Raw genomic sequence first — 16412 nt, 5'->3', positions numbered from 1 at the left:
GTACGCCGATTTGACATGGGGGAGGGGAGCGGTACCCTGACCACCACTGTTTTTGCAGCCTGCGGGCTGCCCGGTTCGGGAGAGAGCAATGAAAGAGGCGTTTTTTAACTGGTTGTCGGGCCTTGGGGTGGAAGTGACCAGCCTGATGGCGCTGGTGATCGCGCTGGGCTTTATCGTCATCACCTCGTTGCTGCTGCACATGGCGCTGCACCGGGTGCTGCTGGTCCGGCTGGTGGGGATCCTCGGCAAGGCCAAGCAGGTATGGCTGCCGCCCCAGCTGCAACAGCGTCTCTTCAACCGGCTCGCCTTTGTGCTGCAGGGGGCCGTGCTGCTCGGTCAGGCGGAGATCTGGCTGCCCCGTCAATCGGATAGCCTCAAACTTATCGAGATGGTGGCCCAGCTCTGGATTTTGCTGTTCCTGCTGCTGGCCTTCTTCGCCCTGCTCGACTGCCTGTTGTCGGTGAGCCGTTACACCCGCCTTGGTCGGGATTTGCCCCTGCGTGGCATCTTCCAGGGGGCCAAGCTGGTAGGCAGCATTCTGGTGGGGATCCTGATGATCGCCCTGCTGCTTGGCAAGTCGCCGCTGTTCCTGTTCAGCGGTCTGGGTGCCATGACCGCAGTGCTGATGCTGGTGTTCAAGGACCCTATCCTCGGGCTGGTGGCGGGGATCCAGCTCTCCGCCAACCGGATGCTGAGCGTCGGTGACTGGCTGCAGATGGACAAGTACGGCGCCGATGGTGAGGTGACCGACATCGGCCTCACCACGGTCAAGGTGTCGAACTGGGACAAGACCATCACCACCATTCCCACCTATGCCCTGATCTCCGATTCTTTCAAGAACTGGCAGGGGATGACCGAGTCGGGGGGCCGCCGCATCAAGCGCAGCGTCAATATCGACATGACCAGTGTGCGTTTTCTGACGGCCGAGGAGCAGTTGCAGCTCAAGCAGGCCCAACTGCTGGCACCCTATCTGAGCCGCAAGGAGCAGGAGCTGAGCGCTTACAACCAGCAGCTGAGCGATGCCCTGAGCTGCCCCATCAACGGCCGTCACCTCACCAACCTCGGTACCCTGCGCGCCTATCTGGATGCCTACCTGCGTGCCCACCCCGGCATTCGCAAGGACATGACCCTGATGGTGCGCCAGCTGGCACCCACGTCAGACGGTCTGCCGCTGGAAATTTACTGCTTTACCGCGACTACCGCATGGGCTGATTACGAAGGGATCCAGGCCGATATTTTCGACCATATCTTCGCCATCATTGAGCAATTTCATCTGCGGTTGCATCAATCTCCCACAGGTTACGATATGCGTGCCTGGCAACGGGGATAAACAGGTAAATGGGGCGGGTCGAGGACGCGGAAAAAACCGCATATTAATCATCGACCCGTCGCCACTTGTCAGTTGAAATTTGCCGTGCAGAGGAGAAAAATGGCGGCCTTCTCTTCGCGCCCCTGATCCCCTCTTGATCAGCTGCCAGCCCAGAGACGTCACTTCAAGTCATCATCATGGGAAAGTTATGAAGCTCCTTCGCAATAGTGTGGCAACACTCTGCTACAGCCTGCTGCTGACCGCTGCGCCGGTTTTCGCTGTTGAATATGCTCTGCCTGCGGCCAACAGCCGTCTGGTAGGGGAAAATCTGGAATACGTGGTTCCGGCCGAAGAGAACGGCCAGCCGCTGGAGGCCATTGCGGCCAAATTCCAGCTGGGGCTTACCAACATGACCGAAGCCAACCCCGATGCGGATCCCCTGCTGGTACAGACCGGCGAGAAGCTGGTGATCCCCCAGCAGCTGATCCTGCCGGATGCACCCCGTGAAGGGATCGTGCTGAACGTGGCCGAGATGCGCCTCTACTACTACCCTAAGGGTAAAAAAGTGGTGGAAGTGCTGCCCATCGGCATCGGCCAGCTCGGCACCGACACCCCGGAAAACTGGGTGACCAGCGTGCAGCGCAAGAAAGCGGGCCCGACCTGGACCCCAACCGCCAAGATGCATGCCGAATATGCCGCCCGTGGCGAGAGCCTGCCTGCGGTATGGCCAGCCGGCCCGGACAACCCCATGGGTCTGTTTGCCCTCTACATCGGCAAGATGTACGCCATCCACGGTACCAACGCCAACTTCGGCATCGGCCTGCGGGTGAGCCACGGCTGTGTGCGCCTGCGCAACGATGACATCGCCTATCTGTTCAAGCAGGTACCGGTCGGTACTCGCGTCCAGTTCGTCAACCAGCCGATCAAGGTCTCTCTCGAGCCCAACGGTGTCCGCTATCTGGAAGTGCATCAGCCGCTGTCGCGCAGCGAAGAGGAGTTCAACTCCAAGCTGCCGGCACCGCTGCCGATGACTCCGGCGGTGACCCGCTTCATTGCCCACGCCGACAGCGACTCCCAACTGGTGAAGCAGGCGCTGGAGCAGCGCAACGGCATGCCGATGGCGATCAACCGCTAACGGCAAATCCCCGTCACGACAAAGGGCGAACAGCATGCTGTTCGCCCTTTGTGTTTCTGCTGTGCTGATTCAGCTTCGCAGCAGATTTGCCTGCAGCTCGCTGCCGAGCTGATCGAGCAGCTGGTAGCGCGCCTTGTAGCTGGCCCGCTTGCGGGAGGGGATCTCCTCCAGCGTCTTGCGGGGCACTTCCAGCGGCAGGCTCATCCAGAGTTCATCTTGCACGCAGCCCTGATGCTCCTGCCACAAACCGTCGAGATCGAACTTGACCCTATCGGCAGTGCGCTTGCTGCTCTGATAGACGTGGCTTTGGGTGCGGATCCCGAGCAGGCTTTTGCACGCCAACCCCCGGGCCAGCTCGGCGGCCATATAGACCAGCAGGGACATGGGGCGCAGCCCGCCGCACGCCTTGGTGACCTGCTTGATCTCCTCGCTCTGCCCCTTGCCGCCCTGCAGCGAACAGATCTCGAGGGTCGGCTTTGGCGCGGGGCGCAGATTGAGGGCCATGTAATAGAGCGCCGCGTCACCCAGCTTGAGGGTCAGGCTCATCTCCCCCTCTTTGCCCATGTGGGTTTGGTAATCCAGTTGCAGGGTGAGGGGGGCCGTCAGCTTGTCGTTCTGCCACTGGGCCAGCAGCAGGCCGCGCCCGCTGTAGATCGCCAGCTGTTGTGCCTTGGGCAGCTGGCGTGCCAGCTGCTGGTAGTGGCCGCTGATAAGTCCGGCTCGCAGGCGCTTGCTGAGCCCCTTGTGGCGATAGGGGTGGATCGGCTTTTCCAGAATATCGGGGAAGCGGCTGATCGCCTGCGCCAGCAGCGGTTGCTCCTGCTGCTGGCGATAGAGGGCGCGGGCGCCGGGATTGAGCCAGAGACGCCCCACATACTTGGCCCGTCGGATGAGATGACCCGACTCCTCCACCGGATGAAGGCGGCGGGCGAGGGTTCGTAGGTGTGACAGATGAGATGACATGGTGCCGACCTCTGACTGGTGTGATGAGACAGGGCGGGGAGTGTAGGAGCGGGGCGCTGGCTTGTAAAAAAATGGATAGTAACAAAATGTGAAAACATAACGCTCAGTAGCGGCTGGCGCGGCGAGATGACCGTCACGGCCACGGCAGGAAATCTGGCACCATCCTCTTGATGCGGCAGATGATTTGATGCGCAAAGGTTTTTATTGTGTTTTGTGTTTGTTAAAAGTGGTTGAGCTGGCGCGAACGGCTGATTAAGCTAGGCCGGTTTTTTAGGGATGAGCCCGTCACCAGAGCGGGCAGAAAATGACACAAAACGGAGTTTTGCATGACAGCTAGCACACCCATGTTAATCACCTTCCTGGTGTATATCCTCGGAATGGTGTTGATCGGCTTCGTCGCCTATCGCGCCACCCGCAACTTTGATGACTACATTCTGGGCGGTCGCCGGATGGGGAGCTGGGTGACCGCTCTCTCTGCCGGCGCCTCCGACATGAGCGGCTGGTTGCTGATGGGGCTGCCCGGCGCCGTCTTCGTCAGCGGCATCTCCGAGAGCTGGATCGCCATCGGTCTGGTCATCGGCGCTTACCTCAACTGGCGCTGGGTAGCGGGTCGCCTGCGGGTGCATACCGAGAAGAACCGCAACGCCCTGACCCTGCCGGACTATTTCACCTATCGCTTTGAAGATCACAGCAAGGTGCTGCGCATCCTCTCGGCGCTGGTGATCCTGCTCTTCTTCACCATCTACTGCGCCTCCGGCGTGGTGGCCGGTGCCCGCCTGTTCGAGAGCACCTTCGGCATGGATTACAACACCGCCCTCTGGGTCGGTGCCGCCGCCACCATCACCTACACCTTCTTCGGCGGCTTCCTCGCGGTGAGCTGGACCGATACGGTGCAGGCGACCCTGATGATCTTCGCCCTGATCCTGACCCCGGTTTTCGTCATCATCGCCGTCGGCGGGGTGGATAGCGCCATGATCGAGGTGGCCGCCAAGAGCGCCACCAACCTCGACATGTTCAAGAATCTGGATGTGATCGCCATTGTCTCGCTGATGGCCTGGGGCCTTGGTTACTTCGGTCAGCCCCACATTCTGGCCCGTTTCATGGCGGCGGATTCCCACCACTCCATGGCCAATGCCCGCCGTATCAGCATGACATGGATGGTGTTCTGCCTCGCAGGCGCGGTGGCCATCGGCTTCTTCGGGCTGGCCTACTTCGCCCGCTTCCCGGAAGTGGCGGCTGGGGTGACCGGCAACCCGGAGCGGGTCTTTATCGAGCTCTCCAAGATCCTGTTCAACCCCTGGATCGCCGGTGTGCTGCTCTCCGCCATTCTGGCGGCGGTAATGAGCACTCTAAGTTGTCAATTACTGGTCTGCTCCAGCGCCATCACCGAGGATCTCTACAAGCCGTTCCTGCGCAAGAACGCCTCCCAGCGTGAGCTGGTGTGGGTGGGTCGCCTGATGGTGCTGCTGATCGCGGTGATTGCCATCGCCGTCGCCATGAATCCGGAAAACCGGGTGCTGGGGCTGGTGAGCTACGCCTGGGCCGGTTTCGGTGCCGCCTTCGGCCCCGTTGTGCTGCTCTCGGTTCTGTGGCCGCGAATGACCCGCAACGGCGCGCTGGCGGGCATGCTGGTCGGTGCCATCACCGTCATCGTCTGGAAGCAGTTCGGCTGGCTGGGGCTGTATGAGATCATCCCGGGCTTCCTGTTCGCGCTGCTGGCCATCGTAGTGGGCAGCCTGCTGGGCGAAGCGCCCTCTAAAGCGATGCTGGAGCGTTTCCGCGATGCCGAGGAGGAGTACAACACTCCGGCCGAGAGCGCGGGAGAGCCGGTCGCGGTGAACTGATCCCCCTTACCGCTTTCTGATTGAGAGCCCCGCCCCCGGACAAGGAGCGCCCAGGTTGGCCATCCTTGCACCGGTTTGGCGGGGCTTTGTGCTATCTGATTCACTCTTGGGCACTTTTTTATGTTCGGCCGGGGGCTCCCGGGTGCTCGCTTTCTTTTGTCTTGGCACCGAATATGGGACACTAGGCCGCCTGAAGGAGACCTAGTGCATGCGGCTATTCACCCTGATCCTGATCCTCCTGCTGGGGGGACTGCAATATGACCTCTGGCTGGGGAAGAACGGGCTATCCGATTATCAGAACCTGTCGGAGGCCATCTCGCAGCAACAGCGGGACAACCAGACTCTCAAGGATCGTAACGACCTCATTTACCGCGAGATAGATGATCTCACCTCTGGCCTCGAGGCCATCGAGGAGTTGTCGCGCAACGATCTGGGTTACATCAAGCAGGGGGAGACCTTCTACCGGATCATCCCCAAAGAGAAAGACAAAGAGACAGCGCCGGACGATGAGCCCTACGATGACTGATGCCAGCCGGGTATCCGGCCTGACGGCGATCGTCCCTGCCGCCGGTATCGGCAGCCGGATGGGGGCCGATTGCCCCAAGCAGTACCTGCAACTGGCGGGTAAAACCATTCTCGAACACACCTTGGAGCGGCTGCTCTCCCACCCGGCCATCGCCCAGGTGATCGTGGCGCTTGCGCCCCATGACCGCTGGTTCGAGGCCCTGCCCGTGGCGGCCGACCCGCGCATTGTGCGGGTCGAGGGAGGCGCCGAGCGCGCCTTTTCCGTCCTCAATGGCCTCCATGTGGCGCAAGGGGAGTGGGTGCTGGTGCACGATGCGGCCCGCCCCTGCCTGACTCACGGCGATCTCGATGCGCTGATTGTCGCGGCCATGGGCTGTGGCGGCGCCATTCTCGGCAGTCGGGTGCGCGATACCATGAAACGCTCCGATGGGGAGGGCAATATCATCGCTACCGTCGAGCGCGAGCAGCTCTGGCATGCCCTGACGCCGCAGATGTTCCCGACCCGTACCCTGAAACGGGCGTTGGAAGAGGGACTGATGCTGGGCGCCACCATCACCGACGAGGCCTCCGCCATGGAGCGGGCCGGATTCACGGTGCGCATGGTGGAGGGGCGCGCCGACAATATCAAAGTGACCCGGCCGGAAGACTTGTCGCTGGCGGGGCTGTTTTTAAGCCAGCAGGCATAAGCCCCTCAGTCAGAACAGACAGCTCAGAGCAGAGCGTCTCGAACAAACAGGCCCGAACAAGGAGTTAGCATGAGCCGGATTGGACATGGTGTGGACGTACACAAAATTGATGGGGTTGGTTTCAGCATGTTGGGAGGTTGCCGCTGATGATGCGCATTGGTCATGGTTTTGATGTCCATAAATTTGGTGGTGTTGGCCCCTGCATGCTGGGTGGCGTGCCGGTTCCCTACGAGCAGGGGCTGGTTGCCCACTCTGACGGCGATGTGGTGCTGCACGCGGTGAGCGATGCCCTGCTGGGGGCCATCGGCGCCGGTGACATCGGTCGCCACTTCCCCGATACCGCTGCCGAGTTCAAGGGGATCGACAGTCGCATTCTGCTGCGTGATGTCTTTGCCCGGGTACAGAAGGCGGGGTATGCCATCGGCAACCTGGATGTGACCATCATCGCCCAAGCCCCCAAAATGGCGCCCCATATCGACGCCATGTGCGCCGTGCTGGCCGCCGATCTGCAATGTGATTTGAACCGGGTGAACGTCAAGGCGACCACCACCGAACAGCTTGGGTTTACGGGGCGCAAGGAAGGGATCGCCACCGAAGCCGTCGTCCTACTGGTGAAACAATAATGCTGGAACAACTTGCCTATCTGCACGGGGCGCCCACTGCCCGCGGTATCCTCAAGGCCGAGGCCGCCGATTTCGTGGTCAATGAAGATCTCGGCTTCGAGCCTTGCGGGGAAGGGGAGCATATCTTCGTCCGGGTGCGCAAAACCGGCGAGAACACCGCCTGGGTGGCGGGTCTGCTGGCCGATGCGGCCGGTGTCAACCGCAATGCGGTGACCTGGGCGGGCCTGAAAGATCGCCACGCGGTGACCGAGCAGTGGTTCGGCATTCACCTGCCGGGCAAGGCCGAACCGGACTTGTCGGTTATCGAGAGCGACAGCATCCAGATCCTGCAAGCCAGGCGTCACAACCGCAAATTGCGGGTTGGCTACCTCAAGGGCAACCACTTCACCCTGCGTCTCACCGGTCTGGAACAGGCCGACGGGCTGGAAGCGCGCCTGCAGGCCATCGCCACTCAGGGCGTGCCCAATTACTATGGTGAGCAGCGTTTTGGCCGCGATGGCAACAACCTGGAAGCGGCCAAGGCGATGTTTGCCGGCAAGCGGATCAAGGATCGCAACAAGCGTTCCCTCTACCTCTCTGCCGCCCGCAGCATGCTGTTCAACGCCATTGTCAGCGCCCGTATCGAGCAGGGGCTGGCTCATCAGCTGCTGGCCGGTGATTGCGTGATGCTCAAGGGCAGCCACTCCATCTTCAGCGAAGAGAGCGTGACCCCCGAGCTGGAAGCGCGTCTTGCCTCCGGCGACGTGCAGCTTACCGCGCCCCAGTGGGGCCGTGGCCGCCTGGCCAGTCAGGGCGCCGCTGCCGAGTTCGAACAGGGTGTGCTGGCTCCTTACAGCGATTGGTGTGACGGGCTGGAGAAGGCCGGGCTGGATCAGGACAGGCGCCCCCTGCTGCTCAAGCCGGAGCAGATGAGCTGGCAGCTGGACGGCGAGGCGCTGACCCTCTCCTTCTTCCTGCCGGCGGGCGCGTTTGCCACCAGCGTGGTGCGCGAGTTAATGCAGGCCGAAGAGGCCGATCACGGTTTCAGGAATCAGACCGATGCGAATTCTGGTCAGTAATGATGATGGTGTGCATGCCGAGGGGATTCGTGCCCTCAGCGAGGCGCTGCGCGCCTGCGGCGAGGTCATTGTGGTGGCGCCGGATCGTAACCGCAGCGGCGCGAGTCACTCCCTGACGCTGGAAGTACCGCTGCGGGTTACCCGCATTGCAGAAAACGGCTTTAATGGGTGCGAGAGCTATGCGGTGAAGGGCACGCCGACCGACTGCGTGCATCTGGCGGTCAACGAGCTGGTGCGTCCTGAACCCGACATGGTGGTGGCCGGCATCAACCACGGTGCCAACCTGGGGGATGATGTCATCTACTCGGGCACGGTCGCCGCGGCCACCGAGGGGCGCCATCTTGGCTACCCCTCCATCGCCATCTCGCTGGTGGGCAAGACCCACTTCGCCACGGCGGCCCACTATGCGGCCCTGCTGGTGAAGGGGCTGATGAAACACCCCCTGCCTGCCGATCAGATCCTCAACGTCAACGTGCCGGACTTGCCCCTCGAGCAGATCAAGGGGATCAAGACCACCCGCCTTGGCAACCGCCACCGGGCGGAGTCGGTGATCTGCACCGAGGATCCCCGTGGCCAGCCCATCTACTGGATCGGCCCCCCCGGCAGCCAGCAGGATGCCGGTGAAGGCACCGATTTTGCTGCCATCGAGCAGGGCTATGTCTCGATTACCCCTCTGACCATCGACATGACTGCCTACGACAGTCTCGCCGGTCTGGGGGCCTGGTTAGATCTGCAGGGATGAGGGTGGTGTGATAGTACAGCGCCTGTTAAATCAGCTCATTGCGCAGGATATTCGCGATTTTCGCGTGCTGGCGACCATCGCGAAAGTGCCGCGCCAGCTGTTTGTGGACGAGGCCATGGCGCACAAGGCGTGGGATAACACCGCCCTGCCCATTGGCCACGGCCAGACCATTTCGCAGCCCTATATGGTGGCGCGAATGACCGAGTTGCTGATGCAAAACAATCCGGCCCATGTGCTGGAGATTGGCACTGGCTCGGGCTACCAGACGGCGATCCTCGCCCATCTGGTGGAGCATGTGTATACCGTGGAGCGGATCAAGTCGCTGCAGTTCCAGGCCAGACGCCGACTGCGCCAGCTCGATCTGCACAATGTCTCGGCCAAGCACGGCAACGGCTGGCTGGGGTGGCCCAACAAGGGGCCTTATGACGCCATTCTGGTGACGGCCGCGGCGAGCGAGATCCCGACGGCGCTCACCGATCAGCTGGCCGAAGGGGGCCGACTGGTGTTGCCCGTGGGTGACAGCCAGCAGACCCTGCAGCTGATCGAACGATCCGGATCCCAGCTGACCAGCCGTATTCTGGAGCCGGTACGTTTTGTTCCCCTGATTGACGGAGATGTTGAGTGAAGTTGTTTTCCCGTTTGTACGTACTGGTGATGCAGTGGGCTCGCCACAAGCATGCCCCCTGGTATCTCTCCATCACCGCTTTTATCGAGTCGGTATTCTGGCCGATCCCGGTGGACGTGATGCTGGCACCGATGGCGCTCGCCAAGCCCCACAAGGCGTGGCACTACGCCACGCTGGCCACCCTCTTCTCTGTGCTGGGCGCCCTGTTTGGCTATGCCCTTGGCTATGCCCTGTGGGATCCGGTCGTGCTGCCACTGGTGGAGTCTGTGGGCTATCAGGACAAGATCGAGATTGCTCGCAACTGGTTTGAGCAGTGGGGGATCTGGGTCATTTTCATTGCCAGCTTCACCCCTATCCCCTACAAGGTGTTTACCGTGACGGCAGGGTTGTTACAAATGGCTCTGCTGCCCTTCATCATCACCTCCCTCATCGGTCGTGGCATGCGCTTTTTCCTGGTTGCGGGCCTGATGCGCTGGGGTGGCGAGAAGATGGAACGCAAACTGATGCACTACGTAGATGTGCTCGGTTGGCTCTGTATTGGTCTGGCCGTGGTGGCCTATTTCTGGTTTAGTCGTTAAGGATCCATTATGCGTTCGCGTATTTGGCAAGGAAGCAGTGTCGTGGTGTTGTCATGGCTGCTGCTTGCCTGCTCCTCCAGTAAAAATGCAGCTCCGGTAGATGGTGTTGATGAGGGGCAGTTTGTCTCGACCATTCCGGCTCGCCAAAGCGGTGCCCAGGTCAGCGCCCCCATTCAGGGCGGTAGCTATGTGGTGAAGCGGGGCGATACCCTCTACTCCATCGCCTTCAACTCCGGCAACGACGTACCCTCGTTGGCCAGCCTCAACAACATCAGCCCGCCCTACAACATCTATCCGGGGCAGCGTCTGCGACTCGATGGCTCCAGCGCCAGTGTTGGCAGCAGCCGCAGTGCCGGTACATATGAGGTGCGCCGCGGCGATACCCTGAGCAGCATCGGCCGCCAGTTCGGCATGACGCCGCAGGCGCTGGCCCAGAGCAACAACCTGAGCGCCCCCTATGCGCTGCAACCGGGTCAGGTGCTCAATGTCCAGACCGCAGGCGGCGGTTCGACCCAGATGGTAGCTGCGACTCGTCCGGCAACCGTGACGCCGGTGGCCGTGAGCCGTCCGAGCAGCGGTCCGCGTCCGTTGGCCGAGCCGAGTGGATCTGGTCAGACCACGCCGTTCATCTCTCAGAAATCCGTTGCTCCGGCAGCACCGAAGGAATACGCTCAGTCCAAAGAACAAAAAATAAACAACTCCCAGTCGAGACTTGCTTGGCACTGGCCCGCAAAAGGCCGGATTGTCGAGGGGTTCTCTGTTGCAGAACAGGGTAACAAGGGGATCGACATAGCCGGCCAGAAGGGGCAACCCGTCTACGCCGCCAGCAGCGGTAAAGTGGTATACGCTGGCAGTGCTTTAAGGGGGTACGGCAAGCTGATTATCCTCAAGCATGATGATGACTATCTCTCCGCTTACGCACACAACGACGAGTTGCGGGTGAAGGAAGGGGACAGCGTCAAGGGGGGCTCGGTCATTGCCAACATGGGTAGCACGGACGCGCCGGATGTGCGATTGCATTTCGAGATCCGGTACAGAGGCAAGTCGATCAATCCGATGAGCTATTTGCCAAAGCGTTAACCCCAGAGAGACCGTCTTACTCTGGTAACGTCAGGGAGACACGCCATGAGCCAAGAACAACTGGTAATGCAGGATGCAGAGTTAGAGTTTGACGCTGAACCCGAATCTCACGAGGTAGAAGAGTTGCAGGAGGTAGCCGCCGAGGCGGAAGATATTATCTCCGATGAGTTGCTGGCACCTGAGCTGAACAAGGTGATGGATGCCACGCAACTCTATCTGGGGGAGATAGGTTTCTCCCCGCTGCTCACTGCCGAAGAGGAAGTCTACTACGCCCGTCGTGCCTTGCGCGGTGACAAAGCCGCCCGCAAGCGCATGATCGAGTCCAACCTGCGACTGGTGGTGAAAATTGCCCGTCGTTACAACAACCGCGGCCTGGTGCTGCTGGATCTCATCGAAGAGGGCAACCTCGGTCTTATCCGTGCGGTCGAGAAGTTCGACCCCGAGCGCGGCTTCCGTTTCTCTACCTATGCCACCTGGTGGATCCGCCAGACCATTGAGCGGGCCATCATGAACCAGACCCGCACCATCCGTCTGCCCATTCATGTGGTCAAAGAGTTAAACGTTTACCTGCGCACCGCGCGCGAACTCTCTCACCGTCTCGATCATGAACCGACCGCCGAGGATATCGCCTTCGCGCTGGATCGTTCGGTGGATGATGTGAACCGCATGCTCAAACTCAACGAGAAGATTACCTCGGTGGACACCCCCATAGGCGGCGATCGCGACAAGGCGCTGCTGGATGTGCTCTCCGACGAGCGCGGCATGGGGCCTGAGCTGGAGTCACAGGAAGATGATATGCGCAGCAGCATTGTCCACTGGCTGGAGGAGCTCAACCCCAAGCAGCGGGAAGTGCTGGCGCGTCGTTTTGGTCTGCTGGGTTATGAGCCAGCCACCCTCGAGGATGTGGGGGCCGAGATTGGCCTGACCCGCGAGCGGGTGCGCCAGATCCAGGTGGAGGGGCTGCGTCGTCTGCGGGAGATCCTGCTGAGCCAGGGGCTCTCCATCGAGGCGCTGTTTCGTACCAATTAAGCATCCGCACCAATTAAGCCCGCACCAGCTGATCTGCGCATCAGCCAAATAGCACGAGGGGAGCAATCGCTCCCCTCGTTTTTTATTGCCTGTTGTCTGGCGATGGCTTCGTGGTTATACCAGCTCAGCCAGCATGGTATCGGCGTAGGGCACCAGTGCTTCTCCCTTCTTCACCTTGGTGAGGTAGTCCGGGTTGGCGATAAGCGGACGGCCGATGGCTACCAGATCGAAGCGGTTGGCCTCGATGGCCGCAGCGGCGCGCTCGGCGTCGTAGTTACCCACCCCGACCAGATTGCCCTTGTAGTGGGCACGCAGATAGTCGGAGGCACGGCCACCCAGATAATCGAAGGTGAGGTTGTCATCGAAGATGCCGAGGTGGATATAGGCCAGCGGGCGGTCGTTGAGCTTGCCCAGCAGATAGTCGAACACTGCGCGATCTTCCGGGCTGCCCGCCAGATGGACATAGGCACCCGGGGAGAGGCGAATACCAACCCGATCACCGCCGATGCGGGCGCTGATGGCATCGACCACTTCCAGCGCGAAGCGGCTCATCTTTTCCGGGCTGCCGCCGTAGTTGTCGGTGCGCAGGTTGGTGGAGTGGTGCAGGAACTGGTCGATCAGGTAGCCGTTGGCACCGTGGATCTCCACCCCGTCAAAGCCCGCCTCGATGGCGTTGGCTGCGGCTTGGGCGTAATCCAGCACCAGCTGGGCGATTTCGGCCTCGGTCAGGGCGCGCGGCACCTGATAGGTCAGCTCGCGCATGCGGGGCACCGTGCCCTCGTGCGCCACGGCAGAGGGGGCCAACACTTCAGCCTGATGGAAGAAGGGGTGGGAGAGGCGACCGACGTGCCACAGCTGGGCGAAGATCTTGCCGCCTTTGGCATGTACGGCGCTGGTCACTCTCTTCCAGCCATCGATCTGCGCCTGGGTGAAGAGGCCCGGGGTATTGGGGTAGCCCTGCGCATCGGGGCGGATGATGACGGCCTCGGAAACAATCAGGCCGATGTCGGCGCGGCGGCCGTAATAGGCAGCCATCTGCTCGGTCGGCACCAGACCTGGGCCTGCCATGCAGCGGGTGAGCGGGGCCATCATGAAACGGTTGGCCAGGGTCAGAGTGTCATTGAGTCGATACGGCTGAAACAGGGTATTCATGATAGGTTGTCCTGAACGGGTTATTCTTGAACGTGCATTCAAGACGTTTTTTGCGTCGGGCGCAAGCTTTTTTTGAATGAGCGTTCAAGATGGTTGGCCCGAGCGGGCGGCTGGGGTAAACTTGCCGCCCTTTCCAGCCACTCTTTATCGGCGGGCTCTGTTGCCCCTTGCCGGTGAACCATTTCCCACGGGAGGAACCATGCGCATAGCCGAGTTTGATCGGGACGAGGTACTGCGAAATGCCATGGAAGCGTTTCGCGCCAAGGGATATGCCAAGACCACCATGCAGGAGCTGGTGGCCGCCACCGGCCTCCATCCGGGCAGCATCTACGGCGCCTTTGGCAACAAGCGCGGCCTGCTGCTGGCGGCGGTGGATCACTATGTCGAGGGCAAACGCACCCTGCGCCGCTCCCTGCTTGACAACCCGAGCCCGCTGGCGGGCCTTGCTGCCTATCTCGACCGGATTGTGGGGGAGGCGCTCTGCGGCTCCTGTCTGGTGACCCGCACCATGATGGAGCTGAGCGAGCAGGATGAGGAGTTGACCCTGCGGGTCAAGGGGATCTATGGCGAGCTGGAGCAGGATCTGGCTGAGTTGCTGACACAGGCGCAGGCCAAGGGTGAACTGGCCCCGGATAGCAATATCCACACCCTCACCGCACTGCTGCTGATCAACCTGCAAGGGCTGGTCACTTTCGCTCAGTGCCGCCCCGATCGCCCCCTGCTCGACGACGTAGTCGCCCAGCTGATGCGGGCCCTGCGGGCGTAACGCGATATCGCAGAAACAACAGTGGCTCCCTTGGGAGCCACTGTTGTTTGCGGGAGGGTTACCTCGGCCCCACCAGCTCCTTCATCAAATCTTTCAGCCATACCAGCGCCGGTTGCTGCGCATGTACGGGATGCCAGACGCAGTTGAGGTGGTAGTCGGGCACGTCTTCGGGCAGCGGCAGGCTTTTCAGCGGCCAGTGGGTGGCGAGCAGCTCGGCCACCATGCTGGGCAGCACCAAGAGGTGATCGCTCTGGCTGACGATGGCGGCGGCGGACATATAGCTCTGGCTGTTGACCGAGATGGTGCGGCTAAAGCCCTGGCTCTTTAGATAGCGGTCGAGGCTCGCCTCCGAGGTGCCCAGCGGCGAGTGGAACACATGGGGCATGGCGATAAGCTGCTGCAGGGTGATGCGCTCCTGCCACTGGGAGGGATCATCCTCGGCCCCGGCGGGGGCCGATTTGGCAATCGGCAGATCGGCGCGTACCAGCCCGGCCAGCGGCTCGGTGAGCCAGGTCTCCTTGCCGAGATACCCCGGCACCTGCATGTACTCGTCAAACCCCAGCACCAGATCGATCTCGCCGCTCGCCAGCTCCGCCTCTGGCAGAGTGTCGCGCAGGATGCGGATCTCGATGGTGACCCCAGGCGCCAGCCGTCTGAGCCGCTGAATAAGCGGCGGGATCAGCACGCACTCCACGTAATCTGTGGTGCAGAGCACGAAGCGCCGCTTCGACTGGCTCGGCTCGAACTCTTCTTCCTCGGTGAGCTGCTGCTCCAGCAGCCGCAGCGCCTGCTGCACCCCGAGATGCAGCCGCTGGGCGCGCGGGGTTGGCAGCATCCCCTGCGGGGTGCGCACCAAAAGCGGGTCGCCGAGAAAGGTGCGCAGCCGGTTAAGGGAGTGGCTCATGGCGGGCTGGCTGATAAAAAGCGCCTCGGCGGCGCGGGTGACGCTGCCCTGCGTCATCAGGGCGTCAAAAGCGAGCAGCAGATTGAGGTCGAGCTGGTGCAGTTTCATGGGGGGATTATTCGCCGTGTTTATGGGACAATCCATCCTATTCATTTGATGGATGGGGGCGCAACGTCTTACTCTGCGACCCACTGTTATTTTTCCGGGTTCCCGCGCCGCATCGGGCGTAAACGGGGGCCTCAATCCATGCAAGGAGCCTTGCGATGAGCATCAAGACCATTAACTCCACGCCGGCCGCCGACGGCTTCACCATGCCCGCCGAGTGGGCGCACCAGCAGGCCGTCTGGATGATCTGGCCGTTTCGCCCGGACAACTGGCGCGTAGCCGGTCGTTTCGCGCAAGAGACCTTCGCCAAGGTGGCCGATGCTATCGGCGGTGCCACCCCGGTCTTTATGGGGGTACCGGCCCAGTTTATGGAGCAGGCCCGCGCCATCATGCCCGCTCACGTCACTCTGGTCGAAATGGACAGCGATGACTGCTGGGCCCGCGATACCGGCCCCACCATCGTCACCAACGCTGCCGGCGAGTGCCGTGGGGTGGATTGGGGCTTCAACGCCTGGGGCGGCCACAAGGGCGGTCTCTACTACCCGTGGAATCAGGATGAAGAGGTCGCAGCCCAGATGCTGGCTCAGCACGGCATGGCTCGTTACGACGCGCCGCTGATTCTGGAAGGGGGCTCCATCCACGTTGATGGCGAAGGCACCTGCCTGACCACCGCCGAGTGCCTGCTCAACGAAAACCGCAACCCGCACCTGACCAAAGAGCAGATCGAAGCTCACCTGCGCGACTATCTGGGCGTCACCAGCTTTATCTGGCTGGACGAAGGCGTCTACATGGATGAAACCGACGGCCACATCGACAACATGTGCTGCTTCGTGCGTCCGGGTGAAGTGGCCCTGCACTGGACTGACGACCAGAACGATCCCCAGTACGCCCGCTCCGTGGCCGCCCTCAAGGTGCTGGAAGCGGCGGTCGATGCCAAGGGTCGCAAGCTCAAAATCTGGAAGCTGCCCCAGCCGGGCCCGCTCTACTGCACCGAAGAGGAGTCTGCCGGCGTCGAGAGCGGCAGCGGTGTGCCGCGCGAGGCAGAAGGCCGTCTGGCCGGTTCCTATGTGAACTTCCTTATCACCAACGATCGCATCGTCTACCCGCTGCTGGATGCCGCCACCGATGGCGAAGCTCAGCGCATTCTGGAAGAGATCTTCCCGGAGCACACCGTGGTCGGCGTGCCGGCTCGCGAGATCCTGCTGGGCGGTGGCAATATTCACTGCATTACTCAGCAGATCCCCTCCGGCAAATAAGAACCGGTTCCGGTGAGTATTCAAAACCCCAC

17 protein-coding genes are annotated in these 16412 nt (G+C 61.6%); 14 read left to right on the top strand and 3 right to left on the bottom strand.

What is annotated here, in order from left to right; translation table 11 throughout:
- The first annotated feature begins 88 nt into the window (after positions 1-88).
- Positions 89-1330: a mechanosensitive ion channel family protein gene (locus tag OKC43_RS20075; protein WP_005335524.1), complete on the top strand. Its 1242-nt coding sequence runs from the start codon at positions 89-91 to the stop codon at positions 1328-1330.
- Between the two features lie 187 nt (positions 1331-1517).
- Positions 1518-2444, top strand: coding sequence for a L,D-transpeptidase family protein (locus OKC43_RS20070; RefSeq protein WP_167574124.1), 927 nt, complete (start codon positions 1518-1520; stop codon positions 2442-2444).
- A gap of 69 nt (positions 2445-2513) precedes the next feature.
- On the opposite strand, the gene OKC43_RS20065 is transcribed toward OKC43_RS20070, so the two are convergent.
- A complete protein-coding gene (locus OKC43_RS20065; protein WP_236272231.1) occupies positions 2514-3407 on the bottom strand; it encodes a VirK/YbjX family protein in 894 nt (297 codons plus the stop codon).
- Positions 3408-3733: 326 nt separating this feature from the next.
- Here OKC43_RS20065 and putP point away from each other — a divergent pair, with 326 nt between their 5' ends.
- The 10 genes from putP to rpoS all read left to right on the top strand — a co-directional run bounded on the left by putP (position 3734) and on the right by rpoS (position 12197).
- Positions 3734-5251, top strand: a complete 1518-nt coding sequence (gene putP, locus OKC43_RS20060) for a sodium/proline symporter PutP (RefSeq protein ID WP_005354514.1) — start codon at positions 3734-3736, stop codon at positions 5249-5251.
- 208 nt (positions 5252-5459) lie between these two features.
- Complete coding sequence (gene ftsB, locus OKC43_RS20055) at positions 5460-5777, top strand: cell division protein FtsB (RefSeq protein ID WP_005335520.1); 318 nt, start codon at positions 5460-5462, stop codon at positions 5775-5777.
- Positions 5770-6462, top strand: a complete 693-nt coding sequence (gene ispD, locus OKC43_RS20050; RefSeq protein ID WP_236272230.1) for a 2-C-methyl-D-erythritol 4-phosphate cytidylyltransferase — start codon at positions 5770-5772, stop codon at positions 6460-6462. Before ftsB ends, ispD begins: the two co-directional genes overlap by 8 nt.
- Before the next feature lie 146 nt (positions 6463-6608).
- Positions 6609-7085, top strand: a complete 477-nt coding sequence (gene ispF / locus OKC43_RS20045) for a 2-C-methyl-D-erythritol 2,4-cyclodiphosphate synthase (RefSeq protein ID WP_005335518.1) — start codon at positions 6609-6611, stop codon at positions 7083-7085.
- Positions 7085-8143 (top strand): tRNA pseudouridine(13) synthase TruD, encoded by a 1059-nt coding sequence (truD, locus tag OKC43_RS20040; protein ID WP_005354508.1) that lies wholly within the window; start codon positions 7085-7087, stop codon positions 8141-8143. The genes ispF and truD overlap by 1 nt, the downstream gene beginning before the upstream one ends.
- On the top strand, positions 8124-8885 hold the full coding sequence (gene surE, locus OKC43_RS20035; protein ID WP_005335515.1) for a 5'/3'-nucleotidase SurE: 762 nt from the start codon (positions 8124-8126) through the stop codon (positions 8883-8885). The genes truD and surE overlap by 20 nt, the downstream gene beginning before the upstream one ends.
- A gap of 7 nt (positions 8886-8892) precedes the next feature.
- On the top strand, positions 8893-9510 hold the full coding sequence (locus OKC43_RS20030) for a protein-L-isoaspartate(D-aspartate) O-methyltransferase (protein ID WP_005335507.1): 618 nt from the start codon (positions 8893-8895) through the stop codon (positions 9508-9510).
- Positions 9507-10088, top strand: a complete 582-nt coding sequence (locus tag OKC43_RS20025; protein WP_021229508.1) for a YqaA family protein — start codon at positions 9507-9509, stop codon at positions 10086-10088. Before OKC43_RS20030 ends, OKC43_RS20025 begins: the two co-directional genes overlap by 4 nt.
- 9 nt (positions 10089-10097) lie before the next feature.
- Positions 10098-11168, top strand: a complete 1071-nt coding sequence (locus OKC43_RS20020) for a LysM peptidoglycan-binding domain-containing protein (RefSeq protein WP_042081491.1) — start codon at positions 10098-10100, stop codon at positions 11166-11168.
- Between the two features lie 45 nt (positions 11169-11213).
- Positions 11214-12197, top strand: coding sequence for an RNA polymerase sigma factor RpoS (rpoS, locus tag OKC43_RS20015; RefSeq protein WP_005362773.1), 984 nt, complete (start codon positions 11214-11216; stop codon positions 12195-12197).
- A 114-nt stretch (positions 12198-12311) separates the two neighbouring features.
- On the opposite strand, the gene OKC43_RS20010 is transcribed toward rpoS, so the two are convergent.
- Complete coding sequence (locus OKC43_RS20010) at positions 12312-13349, bottom strand: alkene reductase (protein ID WP_181269180.1); 1038 nt, start codon at positions 13347-13349, stop codon at positions 12312-12314.
- A 199-nt stretch (positions 13350-13548) separates the two neighbouring features.
- Between OKC43_RS20010 and OKC43_RS20005 the strand changes: the two genes are divergently transcribed.
- Positions 13549-14115: a TetR/AcrR family transcriptional regulator gene (locus OKC43_RS20005; RefSeq protein ID WP_216949235.1), complete on the top strand. Its 567-nt coding sequence runs from the start codon at positions 13549-13551 to the stop codon at positions 14113-14115.
- 58 nt (positions 14116-14173) lie between these two features.
- Here the strand turns inward: OKC43_RS20005 and OKC43_RS20000 are convergent, their stop codons facing one another.
- Positions 14174-15127 (bottom strand): LysR family transcriptional regulator, encoded by a 954-nt coding sequence (locus tag OKC43_RS20000; protein ID WP_033115874.1) that lies wholly within the window; start codon positions 15125-15127, stop codon positions 14174-14176.
- A 155-nt stretch (positions 15128-15282) separates the two neighbouring features.
- On the opposite strand from OKC43_RS20000, the gene aguA reads away from it, so the two are divergent.
- A complete protein-coding gene (gene aguA / locus OKC43_RS19995; RefSeq protein WP_088868542.1) occupies positions 15283-16380 on the top strand; it encodes an agmatine deiminase in 1098 nt (365 codons plus the stop codon).
- The last annotated feature ends 32 nt before the right edge of the window (positions 16381-16412 follow it).

The organism is Aeromonas sp. Y289-2 (genome assembly GCF_027705925.1).
GTDB lineage: Bacteria > Pseudomonadota > Gammaproteobacteria > Enterobacterales > Aeromonadaceae > Aeromonas > Aeromonas veronii.
The sequence above is the reverse complement of the archived record's forward strand: the minus strand, read 5'-3'. Positions and strand labels throughout refer to the sequence as shown.